The sequence below is a fragment of the Peterkaempfera podocarpi genome (assembly GCF_042466665.1).
Classification (GTDB): domain Bacteria; phylum Actinomycetota; class Actinomycetes; order Streptomycetales; family Streptomycetaceae; genus Peterkaempfera; species Peterkaempfera podocarpi.
This window is the reverse complement of sequence record NZ_CP162102.1, coordinates 7,748,873-7,764,391: the sequence shown is the minus strand read 5'-3', so window position 1 is coordinate 7,764,391 and position 15,519 is coordinate 7,748,873. Positions and strand designations below refer to the sequence as shown.

Annotated in this window: 13 protein-coding genes; 3 read left to right on the top strand and 10 right to left on the bottom strand. The window is 70.3% G+C overall.

Annotated features, from left to right (window positions below):
* Positions 1-264: 264 nt before the first annotated feature.
* From AB0761_RS33940 to AB0761_RS33925, 4 genes are all read right to left on the bottom strand, one after another.
* On the bottom strand, positions 265-738 hold the full coding sequence (locus AB0761_RS33940; RefSeq protein WP_377273086.1) for a hypothetical protein: 474 nt from the start codon (positions 736-738) through the stop codon (positions 265-267).
* 128 nt (positions 739-866) lie between these two features.
* Positions 867-1,436 carry a maleylpyruvate isomerase N-terminal domain-containing protein gene (locus AB0761_RS33935; RefSeq protein ID WP_377273084.1) on the bottom strand — a complete coding sequence of 190 codons (570 nt, stop codon included), beginning with the start codon at positions 1,434-1,436 and terminating at the stop codon, positions 867-869.
* A 46-nt stretch (positions 1,437-1,482) separates the two neighbouring features.
* Positions 1,483-1,977, bottom strand: coding sequence for a transposase (locus AB0761_RS33930; protein WP_377274468.1), 495 nt, complete (start codon positions 1,975-1,977; stop codon positions 1,483-1,485).
* Between the two features lie 348 nt (positions 1,978-2,325).
* Positions 2,326-3,831: a GMC family oxidoreductase gene (locus AB0761_RS33925; RefSeq protein WP_377273083.1), complete on the bottom strand. Its 1,506-nt coding sequence runs from the start codon at positions 3,829-3,831 to the stop codon at positions 2,326-2,328.
* 1,050 nt (positions 3,832-4,881) lie between these two features.
* Between AB0761_RS33925 and pip the strand changes: the two genes are divergently transcribed.
* On the top strand, positions 4,882-5,841 hold the full coding sequence (gene pip / locus AB0761_RS33920) for a prolyl aminopeptidase (protein ID WP_377273081.1): 960 nt from the start codon (positions 4,882-4,884) through the stop codon (positions 5,839-5,841).
* Between the two features lie 65 nt (positions 5,842-5,906).
* Here pip and AB0761_RS33915 read toward each other — a convergent pair whose 3' ends face one another.
* Both AB0761_RS33915 and AB0761_RS33910 read right to left on the bottom strand, forming a co-directional pair.
* Positions 5,907-6,470: a hypothetical protein gene (locus AB0761_RS33915; RefSeq protein ID WP_377273079.1), complete on the bottom strand. Its 564-nt coding sequence runs from the start codon at positions 6,468-6,470 to the stop codon at positions 5,907-5,909.
* A gap of 171 nt (positions 6,471-6,641) precedes the next feature.
* Positions 6,642-7,280 (bottom strand): hypothetical protein, encoded by a 639-nt coding sequence (locus AB0761_RS33910; RefSeq protein ID WP_377273078.1) that lies wholly within the window; start codon positions 7,278-7,280, stop codon positions 6,642-6,644.
* Positions 7,281-7,721: 441 nt separating this feature from the next.
* Between AB0761_RS33910 and AB0761_RS33905 the strand changes: the two genes are divergently transcribed.
* Positions 7,722-9,731 carry a SpoIIE family protein phosphatase gene (locus AB0761_RS33905; protein WP_377273077.1) on the top strand — a complete coding sequence of 670 codons (2,010 nt, stop codon included), beginning with the start codon at positions 7,722-7,724 and terminating at the stop codon, positions 9,729-9,731.
* A complete protein-coding gene (locus AB0761_RS33900; RefSeq protein ID WP_377273076.1) occupies positions 9,704-10,096 on the top strand; it encodes a glyoxalase superfamily protein in 393 nt (130 codons plus the stop codon). Before AB0761_RS33905 ends, AB0761_RS33900 begins: the two co-directional genes overlap by 28 nt.
* 169 nt (positions 10,097-10,265) lie before the next feature.
* On the opposite strand, the gene AB0761_RS33895 is transcribed toward AB0761_RS33900, so the two are convergent.
* From AB0761_RS33895 to AB0761_RS33880, 4 genes are all read right to left on the bottom strand, one after another.
* Entirely contained in the window at positions 10,266-12,638 is a 2,373-nt protein-coding gene (locus AB0761_RS33895) for a discoidin domain-containing protein (protein ID WP_377273075.1), read from the bottom strand.
* Positions 12,635-13,678 carry a hypothetical protein gene (locus tag AB0761_RS33890; protein ID WP_377273074.1) on the bottom strand — a complete coding sequence of 348 codons (1,044 nt, stop codon included), beginning with the start codon at positions 13,676-13,678 and terminating at the stop codon, positions 12,635-12,637. The genes AB0761_RS33895 and AB0761_RS33890 overlap by 4 nt, the downstream gene beginning before the upstream one ends.
* 209 nt (positions 13,679-13,887) lie before the next feature.
* Complete coding sequence (locus tag AB0761_RS33885) at positions 13,888-15,315, bottom strand: alpha-L-fucosidase (protein WP_377273073.1); 1,428 nt, start codon at positions 15,313-15,315, stop codon at positions 13,888-13,890.
* A complete protein-coding gene (locus tag AB0761_RS33880) occupies positions 15,312-15,491 on the bottom strand; it encodes a DUF6903 family protein (protein ID WP_377273072.1) in 180 nt (59 codons plus the stop codon). The genes AB0761_RS33885 and AB0761_RS33880 overlap by 4 nt, the downstream gene beginning before the upstream one ends.
* Positions 15,492-15,519 lie beyond the last annotated feature (28 nt).

Sequence of the window (15,519 nt, the reverse complement as noted above, 5' to 3'; positions counted from 1 at the left end):
GCCTTCGTCGCACCGTCGCACCTCTCGGGCAGGCTGGTGTGACGAAGGCTGTAGACGTGCGGTCGGCGACCCGGCGCCGCGCATCCCTCAGGAAAGTGAGCCGGGAAAAGCCTGCACACCTCAATGCGGGGATCCAGGCCCTGAGCTCTGTATCGGCAGGTCAGCGAATTCCGCCGGTGCTCGACCGTCCATGGGTGAGTCGGTGGGACACCTCGGCGGCACGCCCGTTCTGCGTGCACTCGTCAATGAAGCAGAGACCGGACCTCAGCCACGGTCCCGTCGATTGAGAGTGACTCGGGCAGCATTGCGGATCCGCTTCGTGCGACCGGCCTCCGCGAGGATTACGGCGGCCTCACCGGGACACGGACCCTCGGCGATCTTGAGTTGCAGCCAGTTGGATGCCGCGACCAGCGCATCCTGGGACCAGGGCTGCCCGAGCGTGACTGCTCTGAACAGCGACCACTCGTGCAGCCGCTCGACCAGGAAGGGACGCGCAGCGACGACCTCGGCCATGGCCTGCATCCACGCCATGCGGTCCTCAACCAGGAGAAGGCTCTCGGCCCGTCTGTCCAGGTGCCTCAGGACTGCGCTTCCCCCCATGGCGGCATCCGGATCCTCCAGAACCCGCGCCACCAGGGCGAACTCCTCGTCCTCGGAGACCTGGTCGAATGCCCGCAGGTAGACGGCGAACCTCTGGTGTTCGTCCGTCTCGTCCAAGTCGCCGCTCTCGACAATCATGCTGGAGGTTCCTCCGAGCCTTCGACAAGCCGGCCGCGCTCGACGCGGTGTCCGGCGTATGCGCAGGTGAATGCCGTCGCCCCAAAGGCTAGCGCTCTGACCGCATAGGTTCACCGAGTTAAGTGCGTTCAGTCGGGCCGTGCTGCCTTCCACGTCCACGACGTTGGGCGGGGCAGACCGCCCAGGTGCCCGCGTCCGGTGCACCACAGCAGCACTCGGACGGGCTCGCCGGGCGGAGCGTCGGGGAACAGTCGGTCGAGCACGGCGGCGCATAGCGGCGCCGGTGGCAGCCAGTCCACGCCCAATCCGCGGGTGATGTCGTAGGTGTGCAGCAGGATCTCACCGACGCCCATCGCCGCGAACCCCGTCGGGTCGCACGGGCCCCAGTGCCAGGCCCGCAGGGACGGGTCGGCGGTGGCCAGCGCGCTGCCGAGCAGTCCGCCGCAGGCGGCGGCCACCTGCAGCACCACGGCAGGCGAGGCGGTGGGGCGCACGTGCAGGTCGAAGGGGAGGTAGGCGTCGGTCGGGCACACGGCGAGCTGGCCCGCGTAGGCCAGCAGGTCGTGGCCGATGTGCGCGGCCGTCTGCCGGCAGCTCCACTCCAGCGGGCCGGCCGGCACCGTCCAGTCCTCGCCCGTGCGAGGCCCCAGTACCTCCAGCATCTCCGCCACGGCGGCCTGCACGTCTTGGTGGTCCATGCGGTTCTCCTCGCAACGCACGTGGTGGTGCGGCTGTGGTGTTTGTTCAGGCCGTGGCGGTGATGGGTCTGCCGCCCCAGCGGATGCCGTTCTCGCTTCGGATGCGGGCGCGTTCGCGGCGTTGGGCGGCCAGCACGTCGGGATGGCGGGCGTTGGTGTTGCGCCGGCGCAGACAGGCGTGCGGGGCCCGGGTCTCGGCGGTGTGGTTGGGGTGGTTCGAGTTGGCGACGGTGAACTGTCGCAGCGGCCCGAACTGAGCCTCGATCGGGTTGGCCCAGGACGCATAGGTCGGGGTGAAGCACAGCTCGACCCGGTGCCTGAGCGCCCAGCGCCGGATGGTCTGGCCCTTGTGGGCGGACAGGTTGTCCGGGATCACGTAGACCGGGGCGCCGTCCGGGCGGGCCGCGCGGATCGACTTCAGCGCAGCCAGGGCGTTTGCGGCGCCCTTCTTCACCGGGACGCGGTTCCCGCCGGCCGAGGCCGGCAGCATCATCATCATCACCCGCCGGAACCGTACCGAACTGGTGCTGCCGCGGCGCACGATCTGCTGCAGCTTCTGCCCCTCCTGGTCGGTCCATCTGCGCACGCGGACAGGTTCAGCCACCACACCCCCCAACGAGAGCACGTCGGGTCTGTCGGCTCGGCGGCGGGGCGGGTGGGCTCTCCGTCATCGTGTCACCCTAGCCGACCAGTGGCCTGGGGATTCCACCGCTCCAAGTGCATTGCCCCCTGCGGCTGCTGACACATCCAAAGATCCAGCACAAGGCAGCCGGCCTGCACTTGGAGGCGGCCACCGGGAACTCTCGCACGGCCCCGAGCACTTCCCGGCCCGGTCTGCTGCTGAGCGCGGCCCTCGTGATTCAGCGTCACCATATCCGGTGGGCGCTCCTCACCCGCCGACCAGTGCGGCGGCCCGTTCGGCGACAGCCAGCACGGTGGCGTGCGGGTTGGCTCCGGGGATGATGGGCATCACGGAGGCGTCCGCAACACGCAGTCCTTCGATGCCGTACACGCGTAGCCGGGGATCGACCACCGCCGCCGGGTCGGTACCGATCCGGCAGGTGCCGACCGCGTGTTGGTACGGGTCGGCGTCACGGCCCAGACAGTCGCGCAGCTCGCTCTCGTCCTGCGCATCCGGTCCGGGAAAGGCTTCCTGGTCGCGCCAGTCGTCGAACGCCGGTGAACGGCCGATTTCGCGGGCCAGGTCCAGTGCGGTGAGCATGGTGACCATGTCGCGGTCGTCGCCGAAGAAGTTCGGGTCGATCAGCGGCGCGGTCGCAGGATCGGCGCCGGCGAGCCGGACCGAGCCCCGGCTGTACGGGTGCAGCGCCGAGAAGACGATCGTGTAGCCGGTCGCCGGTCCTTGTATCCAGGGCGGGTGGTATGGGATATCGACGAGGAACACATGGACGTCGGGCGCGGCGAGGTTGGGTGCGGTGCGCACGGCCGCGACGATCTCGCCATGGTTGTTCCGACCGGGTGGAACCGGCTGTGCCGCGGTGTAGACGATCCCGGCCAGGGGGTGGTCCTGCAGGTTCGCGCCCACGCCGGGCAGGTCCGCCACCACGTCGACTCCCAGGTCGCGCAACTGGTCGGCCGGCCCGATTCCGGAGAGCAGCAGCAGGTGGGCGGAGCCGATCGAACCGGCGCTCAGGATCGTCTCGCTGTGTGCGTACGCCCGTCGTATGTCGGTGCCGACGGAGTACTCCACTCTGGTACAACGGCCGTCGGTCACGATCAGTCGGTGAACCAGCGCGTCGGTCAGCACGGTGAGGTTCGCACGGTCGAGGACGGGACGCAGATAGGCGTCGGCTGCGGACTGCCGGGCCCCGTCGACGATGTTGAGATCGGACCAGCAGACACCTTCCTGGTCGGAGCCGTTGAGATCGTCGGTGCGGGGGAATCCGACGGCTTGGGCGGCGTCGAGGAAGGCCCGGGACAGGGGGTGGACGTCACTCGCCGGCCCCACCCGCACGGGGCCGTCGATGCCCCGGTACGCCGGATCGCGTCCCTGTGTCGTCTCGCTTCGTTTGAAGTACGGAAGAAGATCCTCGTAGCCCCAGCCGGGAGCGGTCGCCGCCCATGCGTCGTAGTCGCTGCGGTGGCCGCGGATGAACGACATCCCGTTGATGCTGCTCGACCCGCCCAGCACCTTGCCTCGCGGATACCGGCGCGGGATCCCACCGGCCGCCGACTGCGGGACGGTGCTGTAACCCCAGTCGACCTCGCTGCCGATCAGTGTCGGCCAGGCGGACGGGACCGCCATGGCCTCGGGCCCGTCGGCGGCTCCGGCCTCCAGCAGGAGCACCTGGCGATGCGGGTCTTCGGACAGCCTCGCGGCGATGACACAGCCGGCGCTTCCCGCGCCCACCACGACGTAGTCGAACTGCTCCATGTCTCTCTCCATCAGTGGCCTGTTGCAGGAGCTTGTCCAGGGCCATCGGCAGGTCCCGGACGCGGAGGCCGGCGGACCGGCGTCGGTGCTGGGCCGGGTGCGGTATCCGCGTGGTCGTCGCCGCCCGCCCGGCCGAAGCGCGGGTCCGGCACGCTGTGCCCGCTCAGCACCGCCGGGATGCTCATGGCCAGGCCGCCGCTCAGTCCCCCGGGCCGGTCTCGGGATGGCACCCCGTCCCACGTCGAACACCCCGAGTAGCCGCGAGCCCGGTGCGCCGCCGGTCGGGGCGTGTATCCGGACCTCGGCGGACCGGACTCCGAGGCCGCAGACGGCATTCAGCGCAGCGCTGGGGTCGAAAGCGCGGCCGGGCCCCGCGGTCGGCGAAGTCCGCCTCCATCCGGTTGCGGACCGGCCCCCCGGCGCGGGGAAGAGCCGTACAGGCTCCGCCCTGCCCATGGTCGCGGCCCTTCTCCGGGCTGGAGATCCCGGGCCGTGTGCGCAGGGTGCCAGGCACGCTCGCGCGGGTGTCGGCGACGAGCGGGTGCTCCTGCCCGTCCACCTGCAGCGTGACCTGAATGTCCACGGGAAACACCCCCGCACCGCATGTGGCGGATACCGCGAATACTCCAGAATCGAGCCTTCCCGAGAGTCCCGCCCCCTGCAACCTCGGAACATCATGGACGGCCCCGCCGTCGTCCACGGCCTCAGCCTCGGCCAGGAATCGCCGAGCACGCTCGCGGGCCGGCACTGCGACCGGGGTGATCACCCGTACCAGGACGCCGGTACGCAGCGAGTACGCGGCGGGCCCGGGGAGTGCGTCGCGGTCCTCGCCCAGCGCTCGGGCTGGGGCGCGGAACAGGCCCCCGGCCGGGGGCTTGTGCAGGGCCGCCCCCGTACCGTCTCCCGGTCGGACGCGCAGCCGAGCCGGCAGCCGGCACCCGGCACCCGGCACCCGGCACCCGGCACCCGGCACCCGGGGTCGTCATGGCGGCGAACCAGGATCCTCAATCACGGCACCCGGTTGCGGCCCCTCCCGTAGGATCGGCGGCCATGGTTGATCTCTATCCTCCGACCAGTCCCTACGACACGGGATTCCTCGACACCGGAGACGGCAACCGCATCTACTACGAACAGCTCGGCAACCCTGAAGGCAAACCCGCCCTGAGCGTCCACGGTGGCCCGGGGTCGGGCGCACCTCAGCGGCCGACGAAGGCCTGGGATCCCGAGTGCTACCGCGTCATCCGCTACGACCAGCGCAACTGCGGCCGCAGTACCCCGCACGCAGGCGACCCGTCGGCGGACATGTCTCTGAACACCACACAGCACCTGATCGACGACATGGAACGGTTGCGCGAGCACCTCGGTATCGAGCGGTGGTTGCTGAACGGCGCCTCCTGGGGCTCGACCCTGGTTCTGGCCTATGCGCAGCAGCACCCCGGGCGGGTGAGCGAGGTGGTCATCCAGGCGGTGACGACGACCCGTCGCTCAGAGACGGACTGGCTCTACCGGGGCGCCGGCCGGTTCCACCCCGAGGCATGGGACCGGTTCCGCGGCGGCGTCCCCGAGGACGAACGGGACGGCGACCTGCTCGCGGCCTACGCGCGGCTGATGGAGAACCCCCACCGGGCGATCCGGGAGAAGGCTGCTGCCGACTGGCTCGCCTGGGAGGACGCGGTCATCTCGAACGAGCCCAACGGCGTGCCCGGCATGTACAGCAGTCGGGAGGTCGACGCGCGGATCGCCTTCGTACGGATCTGCGCCCACTTCTTCAGCAACGGCGCATGGCTGGAGGAGGACCAGCTCCTGCGGAACGCCCACAGACTGGCGGGGATCCCGGCAGTGCTGGTCCACGGCCGACACGACATGGGCAGCCCGGTGCAGACGGCGTGGGAGCTGGCGAAGGCGTGGCCGGACGCAAGGCTGTACATCATCGAGGACTCCGGGCACGCCGGAAGCGACGCGATGCATCAGGCGGTCCGGGCGGCCATCGAGGAGTTCAAGAAGTGGTGATCCTCGGGGGCACGTCGTGGCCTCCGCCCCGGCCGGCCGGCGAGCCCGGCCGCCGGTGCCCGCTGTCACACGGGACGGGGACCGTTGCGTACCCAGCGGTGCCCCGGGGGCAGGGCGGTACCCGGCGCGACAAATGACGTCGGACCCGGGCCCGTGCGAGGCGCGATGACGGGGCGGCGCAGGACTTCACCGAACCAGGCGGCGGCGATCCGGCCCAACTCCTCCGGCGACCCCGTGGCTTCCAGCGGTGCCACGTCCTCGCTGGGGTACGGCCGGTAGGTGGTGTCGTGCCGCTCGCTGCAGAAGAGCCTGTCGCCGGCCACGGTCGCCCCCAGCGTCCTGAAGCGAAGGTTCCTCTCCCGATCGTCCACGTCCGCGATCAGCATGAGCACCGCCCTCCCCTCGGCGATCTCCTCGTCCATCGCACTGTCGTACGCCGGCTGCTCACCGTCCAGGTCGTCCCGGTCGTCGTCCTCGTCCTCGCCTGGCGGAAAGACGAGCACGGCGGTCGCGTCGGGCGGGCATTCCGGCCAGGAGCGCGCAAACTCCCGCACCGTGTCCACGAATTCCCGGTGCTTGTCGCTCACCTCGGGGTCGGGGTCGTCAACCTCGAACCAGTCGTCATACACGGGGTCACTCTACGGCCGCCAACGCCACCCTCCGGAGACAGACCCCTGCGTTGCCTGCCCGAGGGTCGGACCAGTCGATGGTCCGACAGCGTACGCGCCGGGCCTTGGTGACGTCGGGCTCGTCAGCCGGCGAGCGGGACCACGACCCGGCCGCTCATACGTTCTCCGGGTTCAGTGGGACGCGATCGCTGCGGAGATCATCATGGGCACGCAGAGCATCACACACATCCGCTCGACCGAGAGCAGCGAGCGGATCGGCCCGAATCCGCGGGGAAGAGGCCGGATACCCAGGTCGGCCAGGGCCAGCCGAGTGATGCGGACCGGATGGGCGTCCGGTACCTCGCGGGGTCGCTCGATCGCGTACCTCCGTATGAGCCTGTCTGCCTGGGGGGCGGCAAAGCTCAGCCGGGTGCCGGCCGCATCGGTGAGGACGATGTAGGTGGTGGAGCCCCCTCGCTGGACCTCTTTCCAGGTCCGCACCGTCCGCAGCGCGTGCAGATCAAGAGTGCGGTACCCAGCCCAGGTCCGGGCGGTCAGATATCGCAGGTCGGGGCCGTGTCTGCGCCACGGTTTGCGGGCCACCGCGAGATGCGGCAGCGCGACGCAGCCGATCCCTGCGCTCACACCTGCGGTCATCATGACAGGGGAGACGTCGGCGAGAGGAGCGGCCAGCATCGCCGGCACGACCATCAGCGTCAGCACTCCGACCACAACGCCCGCAGTGGTGCAGCGGACGCGCCGACGTGATGCAGGTACGGGAATCCCTGCCCCGTCCGGGTCGACGGTGAGGTCCTGGGTACGGTCCGCCACGGAGGAACAGTAGGCGCTGCGCCAGGACCCGCTGTCAAGCATCGAGTGATGCCTGGACAGGTCCGCCGTCCTCGGCGAACTCGCCGAAATGCAACCCCGGCGCTCGGACCTTCGGCGTTGCATGCCGGCACCGCCCGGTGGCCGGCTCAACGGTCAGTTGCACGCGGCGCAACGACCCCAGTACGAGGTGTCAACCCAGGGCCCGCCGCAGTCCCTGGACGGTGCCCAGCACACCGAGGGGCCACCGAGTACAGCAAGATCTCCGGCCGCCGCCGTACGCACCCGGCAGCCGGTGCTTCCCCGGGTCGTACGCGTGCGCCTCGGCGTGCCGGCGATGACGCCGGCCGATCCCCGGCCCTCCTGCCGGGGGCTCAGGAAACGTGGCCCAGGTTTTGGGTCCCCTGCAGTGTCGACGGCTCCAGGTGGTGGTAGATAGCGTCTGTGGTGCGCAAGAGGAGGCACTGGGGGGCGGTGATCTGCGCCCTGCTGGGGCCGCTGCTTGCCGCGGTTCTTCTCGTGCCGTTCCGGGCGTACTTCTCCTCGGTGGGTGAAGCCCTGGTCATGGTGGCGGTGGTGGTCGCCGTGGCCGCTACGGGTTATCGCACGACGGGCATGCTGGCCGCGCTGTCCGCCGCAGTCTGGTTCGACTTCTTCTTCACGCCTCCGTGGGGCCACCTGGAGACCAACAAGCTCTACGACTCCCAGACCAGCGCCCTGCTGCTGATCATTGGGGCGGCGGTTTCGCAGATGGCCGCCCGGGGTCGCTTCCAGTGGCGCAAGGCGGAGCAGGCTCGCCTGCGGCTCGAACTCCTATATGACACCAGTGTGGCCGTGGGTTCCACGCTGGATGTGACCCGCACTGCCGAAGAACTGGCCCGCGTGGCGGTACCCCGCTTCGCGGACTTTGTCACCGTGGACCTCTCGTCGGCACTGGTGGAGGGCCGGGAGCCGACCGCCGGGGGCCACAACCGGCTGCGGCGAGTGGGGATCGGGGGCATCCGCGGCGATCCCCCGCTGTACCCGGCAGGTACGGAGATTCCGGCCGGGCCGTCCCTGGCGGAGACCGTCGACGGGGTGGTGACCCTGGAGTCCGACCTGTCCGCCGCCACCGCGGCCGACGGGCACTGCTCCGAGCAGCGCGACCGGCTGCTGGCCTACGGGATGCGCTCACGGATCACCGCACCGCTCCGGGCCCGGGAGACGCCGCTCGGAGTGGTCGTCTTCTGGCGGGCGCACGGACGCGAGCCCTTCGAGGACGAGGACCGGTCCTTCGCTGAGGAGCTCTCCGCCAAAGCCTCCCTGGCCATCGACAACGCGCACCGCTACACCCATGAGCGCGCCGTCTCCCTCGCCCTGCAGCGCAGCGTCCTGCTGCAGCGCCTCCCCGCCCAGCCGGCCGTCGAGGCCGCCTTCTGCTACCTGCCCGCCGACGCACAGGCCGGCGTGGGCGGCGACTGGTTCGATGTGATCCCGCTGTCCGGACTCCGGGTCGCCCTGGTCATCGGCGATGTCGTCGGCCACGGCATCCCTGCCGCGGCCACCATGGGCCGGCTGCGCACCGCCGTACGCACCCTCGCTGACGTCGACCTGCCGCCCGGCGAACTCCTCACCCAGCTCGACGACCTGGTCATCCGCCTGGCCGACGAGGAGGACCCGGCCGGCGCGGGCGCCGGCTCCGACGAACTCGGCGCCACCTGCGTCTACGCCGTGTACGACCCGATCTCCCGCAGCTGCGCGCTGGCCAGCGCCGGCCACCTCTACCCGCTGATCATCTCCAACGGCACGGCGGCAACGGTCCACGGACACGTCGGCCCTCCGCTGGGCATCGGCGGTCTGCCCTTCGAGACCACCGAACTGCAGGTGGAGGAGGGCAGCGTCCTCGCCATGTTCACGGACGGCCTGGTCGAGTCCCGCAACCGCGACATCGACCAGGGCCTGGCCCGGCTGGGCCAGGTGCTGACCCGGCCCGAGCCCTCGCTGGACAAGGCCTGCAGCGCCGCGGTCGACGCCATGGGCGCCGACGGCCTCACCGACGACGTGGCTCTGCTCCTCGCCCGCACCAAGGCACTGTCCTCTGGACAGGTCGCGTCCTGGGAGATCCCCGCCGACCCGGCCATGGTCGTGTGGGCCCGGAAGCTGGCCTGCGAGCAGCTCGACGAGTGGGGCCTGACCGATGCGCTGTTCACCACCGAGCTGGTGGTCAGCGAACTGGTCACCAACGCCATCCGCTACGGCGCCCCACCCATCACCCTCAGGCTGATCCGCGACCGCGTGCTGATCTGCGAGACCTCCGACGCCAGCAACACCGCCCCGCACCTGCGCCGTGCCCGTACCTGGGACGAGGGCGGCCGCGGGCTGCTGCTGGTCGCCCAGCTCACCCAGCGCTGGGGAACCCGCCAGAACAGCTACGGCAAGACCATCTGGTGCGAGCAGGCCCTCTCCGACCGCTGACCGGGCAATCCGGACGCCGCCGACGCACTCCGGCGCTCGGCCGCCACAGCGGCGCCCCTGCTGATTCGACAGCAGGGGGTGTCACCGACGGGCTGCTGTATGCGCAGGTCTCCCGCGCGGCGGCCGTGCTGCATCTGTCGGAGCACCACGGCGACGGGAGCCCCAACGGTGTGGTGTGTTTCCCGGTCAGGGATGTGGTCGGACTGCACAAGGAGCTGCTCGCCCGGCCGAACGCGCCGCTCCGGCCCGGGATCGACATGGATGCGCCCGGCGGGCCTACGTTGCAGGTCATCGACCCGTACGGCAATGTGCTCCGGTTCGCGCAGAGCCCTTCGGCGCAGCAGGCGGGCCGTTCGCGAAGCTGACCGGAGACGCGGGAAGGCCCGGCCGCCGGAGGTTCACCGAGCGGCACCCCGGCCTGCACGAGCAGCCCGCCCGCAGTCACGTTCACGCCCTACCGCCGCGCCTGATCGAGAGGCGGGTGGACGCCGTGGCGTCCACCCGCCGGTGGCCGTGGGAGTGGTCCCGTCCGGGTTACGCGCCGGTGTGGTAGGCCGAGATCTCCGTCAGGGTCGGGGTGTACTGCTCCGTGGCGATCTGGCCGGTGAGGGCCACTCGGAGCTTGGAGGTGGTGACGGTGCCGAAGCCGGTCACGGTGAGGTCGTGGCCGATGCCGGTGTCACGGCTGGCGAAGGTCACCCAGGTGCCGGTGGCGGCGTCCCACCGCTGGAGGTCGAAGGACTGCACCCGCGGGTTGGTGCCCGAGTCGGTGTACTCGTCCAGGTAGACCTGGTCGAAGGCGGTGTCCGCGCCGAAGTCGACGTCGAGGGTGATCGGGTAGGACGCGTCGTCCGCCGCCGCCCAGCGGGTCGTGAGGTCGCCGTCGGTCAGCTTCTCCGCGCCGAGCGCGCCGTTGGCCCCGGGGTGGGTGGAGCTGGCGGTGACCGGCTTGCCGAGGGCCAGGTCGACGCGGTTGTCGGTCTCGTCCTCGATCGGGTCGTTGTCCACCGGGTGGGCGACTCGGCGGCCGATCCGGGTCTCGGCGATGCCCATGTCCGGTGCGTCACCGTAGTAGAGGTGCGTGCCGAGGAAGTCCTCGGTGCCCAGGTGGGTGTTGTAGCGGCCCGCGTCGATCAGCGGCGAGTCCTTGCGCAGCGAGAAGTGCGCCGCGGCCGTGCGGATCCGGTCCACGCCCGCACCGGTGACGTAGTCGGCGGGGTCACCGGTGAACTTCGGATCGGCCCGCAGCCCGTCGGGGTCGGCCGGCTCCTGGGTGGAGTGGGTGCCGCTCGCCTCGTAGTAGTCGTTGTTGGAGAAGACGGCCTGCCGCAGGGCGCCGGTTCTGCGGTACCAGGGGGTCGCCGTCGTCTTCGAGGTGTTGTAGAAGATGTTGTTCAGGAAGTAGACCCGGCTCAGGAACGTCTCGTCATGGACGTAGTCGAGGTCGGCGCCGTCGTAGACGAAGGTGTTGTTGGTGAAGTAGGTCGGCGCGTAGTTCGACGACAGCATGTTCTTCACGAGCACGCCGTTGTCGTTGACGCTCAGGTTGTAGCGGGCCACGGAGTTGGAGCTGTTGCCCATGTAGGCCATCCAGCCCGCCGCGTTGTCGTGCGAGTAGTTGTACTGGTACGTGACGTTGAAGTTGGTGTACTCCAGGTCCCAGGGGGTGCCGTCGTACTCGTTGTTGGGACCGTCGTAGACCTCGTTGTACTGCATGGTCGAGTCGGCGCCCGCCCACAGGTAGAGCGCGCAGGACACCGCGTCATAGCGCTTCAGGAAGCCGTTGACCTCGTTGTACTCGACCGTCATGTGCTTGGTGTCGGCGAGCTGGAACGCGCCCTGGCCGATGCTCTCGGCGTAGTTGTGGCCGATGTAGACGTCACGGCTGTACAGGTCGCGGGTGCGCACCCACAGCTGCTCCCAGCCCTCGTGCCACTTCCCGCTGTCGTCGTACTGGCCGGAGTCCGCACTGTCGGCAGCGAACCAGTTGAACGCGAACTGGACGGCGTGCAGTTCGACGTTCTCGAAGGTGTTGTCCTCGATCCGGACGTCCTTGAAGTAGTAGCCGCCGGTGCCGTAGTCCTTGTAGTTGTGGCTGCCGAAGACCTGGAAGTCGACGGCGCCGTAGTGGATCTTCTGCCAGCTGCTCGGGCCGTCCAGGTTGTGGACGAAGATGTCCGATATGCGGAAGTGGTCCATGATGCTGTCCTCGCCGTCCTTCAGGAGGTCGGCGTTGATCGAGACCATGATTCCGTCGCGGACGTACGTCCCCTTGGTGATGTTGGTCGCGAAGTCGTCGTCGTTGGAGAGCTCGACGTTGTTGATGTCCCAGTACTGCTGGTTGCGCAGCACGATGGCGCCGGTGAGACCGACGGTCTGGGGGTTCTTGGTGCCGTCCGCGTTGAACGGGCTCGGCACATTGCCGTTGGTCGCGATGTAGGGCCGCCCGGCGTGCGCGTCGCCGTACGCCGAGATCGTGATCGGCTTGCCCGAGCTGCCGGAGCCCTTCGGCCACAGCTGCTCGTCCTGCCACTGCTCGCCGGCCTTGAGCAGGATCCGGTCGCCGGGCCTGAACGTCGTGGCGTTGGCCTTGGCCAGGGTGCGCCAGGCGGCCCTGGGCGAGGTGCCGGCCGCACTGTCGTGACCGTGCGTGGCGTCGAGGTAGTAGTCCCTGCCACCGGTTCTGTTCGGCGTGTTGCCCGGCCAGGACGGCGCCGCGGCAGACGGGGAGGCGGCGGTGGACGCGTGCTTCGGGGCCGCGGCCGCATGCGCGGCGGGGGCGAGCGATCCGACGAGCACTGCGGCGAACAGGGCGGTGAGGCCCGTGCGGAGCGAGCGCACCGAGATCCGCCGGCGCTTGGGGACCTCCCTGCTCGCACGTGGTGGTTCGATGGCGACTGGTCTCATTGCTGCACATCCTTCGCGTTGATGGCGTCCACCGCCCCGGTGTCGACATGGGTGTCGGCCTTGTCGACCCGGCGTTGCAGGTACTCGGTGAACTTCTTCTCGACGAGCGACTGCCGGATCCGCTGGGAGTAGTCGGCGAATGCCTTGTCCTCGTCGACCTTCTTGTCGTCGAGTTCGTAGTAGGTGATCTGGTCGGTGCCCTTGACCGGGGCGGAGACCTGATCCGTGCTGAGCTTGCCGAGCACGGCCATGAGGTCCTGGTCGTGGGCGTTCAGCCCGGTGGAGCCACTGCCGCCGTACGTACCGGTGGTCAGCCTGGCGTCCGGCACCCCGGTGACGGCCGCGAGGTGTCCTGCGGCCTTCACCCGCTGCTGCAGGTCGGTGGCGTAGTGCGCGGATGCGCCGTCGGGTGTCCGCACGACGAGCTGCGAGTATGTGTAGGTCGTCGCGCCGGCGCTCCAGTCGCCCCGGTCCGCGTCGAAGGCCTTCCGGACCTCGGCGTCGGTGACCCGCAGCGGGGCGCCGGTGCCTGCGCTGAGCTTGTCCTTCAGACTCGTGGTGAGTTCGGTGAGCCGGTGCGTGTAGTACTCCTCGGGGGAGAACTCCGAGAGGCCGTAGACGGTCTGGCCCGCGGCGATGGCCTGGGCGCGGGCGGTGTTCTCCTCGGTCCGTTCGGCGAGGAAGTCCGCGTAGTCCACGGAGTCGACCAGGCCCTGCTCCTCGGCGAGAACGAGTGTGGTCTTGTCCTGCCAGATCTCGTCCAGCGCACGGGTCTCGAGCTGCTGGAGGGCGGTCCTGTCACCGGTCTTCGCGTTCCAGCTGAAGGTGCCCTGGAGGTGGTACCTGCTGCGCAGTTCGTTCTGCACGGTCGGCGCGAGCCGGCGCATGTGGAAGAGCAGTTCGTCGCGGGTGACGGGGTGCCCGTCCAGCGAGGCGACCTCGTCCGCGGCCTTGTTGTGCTGGTGGCCGCCGAGGGTCGTCACCGCGGTGACCGTCAGCACGGCGAGGATGAGGCACACCCCGGTGAGCAGGACGACCACCCGGCGCGACGGCCTTCGGGAGGGGCCCGGCCCCCGGGAGGCCGTCGGGCCCCTCCCGGCGCCCGCCTTGCCGGAGGCACCGGTTCGCCGCCCGGCGCCGGCCTTGCCCGAGTCGCCGTTTCCCCGGCCGGCGCCCGGCGCGCGGGAGGCGCCCGTCCCCTTCCCGGCACCCGGCCTGCGGGTACTACCCGGCCTGGCCATCGCGCCCTTCACGAGCCGGCCCCGATCGCGGCCACCCTGGCGACGACGGGTGTCTCCCGGGCCTCGGTCACCGTCACCATGACGGCGTCGGCCTCGGTCCGGGGGAACGTCAGGATCCTCTGGTGGCCCACCGCGTTCGCCTCGGCGAGCGTCGTCCACTCGCCCCCTCGCCGGCCCTGGACGACGACATGCTCGATGCGCTGCCCCTGTGTGATGTCCTCGCCCAGGACGACCGCCTCGAGCAGGTGCGGCCGGGCGAATGCGAGCGTCACAGCGGGCCGTGGGTCCGTACCGTTGGGCTGCCACGGCGTACGTGCCGTTCCGGGCCAGGCGGTCGCGACGTCGCCCGGCGTACCGGAGGAGACCGTCACGGTCGCCTCGATCCGCCGCGCCCGGAAGTCCTCGATGAGCTGCCCGAGCCCCTCGAGCGCCGCCACATCGGCGTCCCGCAGACGCCCGTCCCTGGCCGGCGGCACATTGAGCAGGAAGCTGGAGTTGCCGCCGACGGCCCGCAGGTAGATCTGGAACAGCTCGTCCGCGGACCGGACCTCGGTGTCCTCGGCGGGGTGGTGGAACCAGCCGGGGCGGATCGAGGTGTTGACCTCGGCCGGGTACCAGACCAGGTCGTCCTCGTGTCCGGCCAGTGCGGCGCGGCTGCCCAGGTCGCGTTCGTCGCTGCGTACAAGCCGGGAGAAGGCACCGTCGTCGGCCTGCTGCGAGCGGGACGCGATCCGCTCGGCGTCCTGCAGGGAGCGGGGCACCACGCTCCACTCGTCGGGTCGGGTGTCCCCGGCCTCGTTGCCGCACCAGCGGACGTCGGGCCCGCAGACGCTGATGACCGCGTCCGGCTGCAACTCGCGGACCACCGCGTAGTAGCGCTCCCAGTCGTAGAGTTGGCGCTTGCCGTTCGGGCCCTCACCGTTGGCGCCGTCCAGCCACACGGAGAACACCGGTCCGTAGCGGGTGAGGAGTTCGGTGAGCTGGGCGACGTAGAAGTCGTCATAGGCGGTGCCGGAACCGTAGGAGGCCTCGGTGCGGTCCCACGGGGACAGGTAGATCCCGAACCGCAGGCCGTGCCGCCGGGCCGCGTCGGCGACCTCCGCGACCACATCGCCCCGGCCGCCCCGCCAGGGCGACGCGGCGACCGTGTAGTCGGTGGCGTCGCTGGGCCACAGGCCGAACCCGTCGTGGTGCTTGCAGGTCAGGATCACACCGGTCATCCCGGCGCTCTTGAGGGCCGAGACCCACTGGTCGGCGTCGAGGTCGCCCGGGTCGAACCCGGCCGGGTCGTCGTGGCCCTCGCCCCACTCCCGGTCGGTCATCGTGTTCATCCCGAAGTGGATGAACCCGTAGAACTCCATCTCCTGCCAGGCGAGTTGCCGCTTGCTCGGCCGGATCTCGGCCAGCGCCCGTGCGGACGCGGCGGCCGCGGTCACCGGAACCGCCGGTTGTACGTGGCGAGCAGGGCCAGCAGCCCGGCGAGCGCGGCGAGCATGACCAGGAGGTGTCCCCAGCCGACCGTCGTCCGCTCGACCACGACCAGGGCCACACAGACCGCCGCGACGAGCAGCCGGACGGCGACGAGCAGCGCCGTGCGCATCGAATCCTTCATGTCGGTCTCCTTCCGCTGGTGCAGCGGG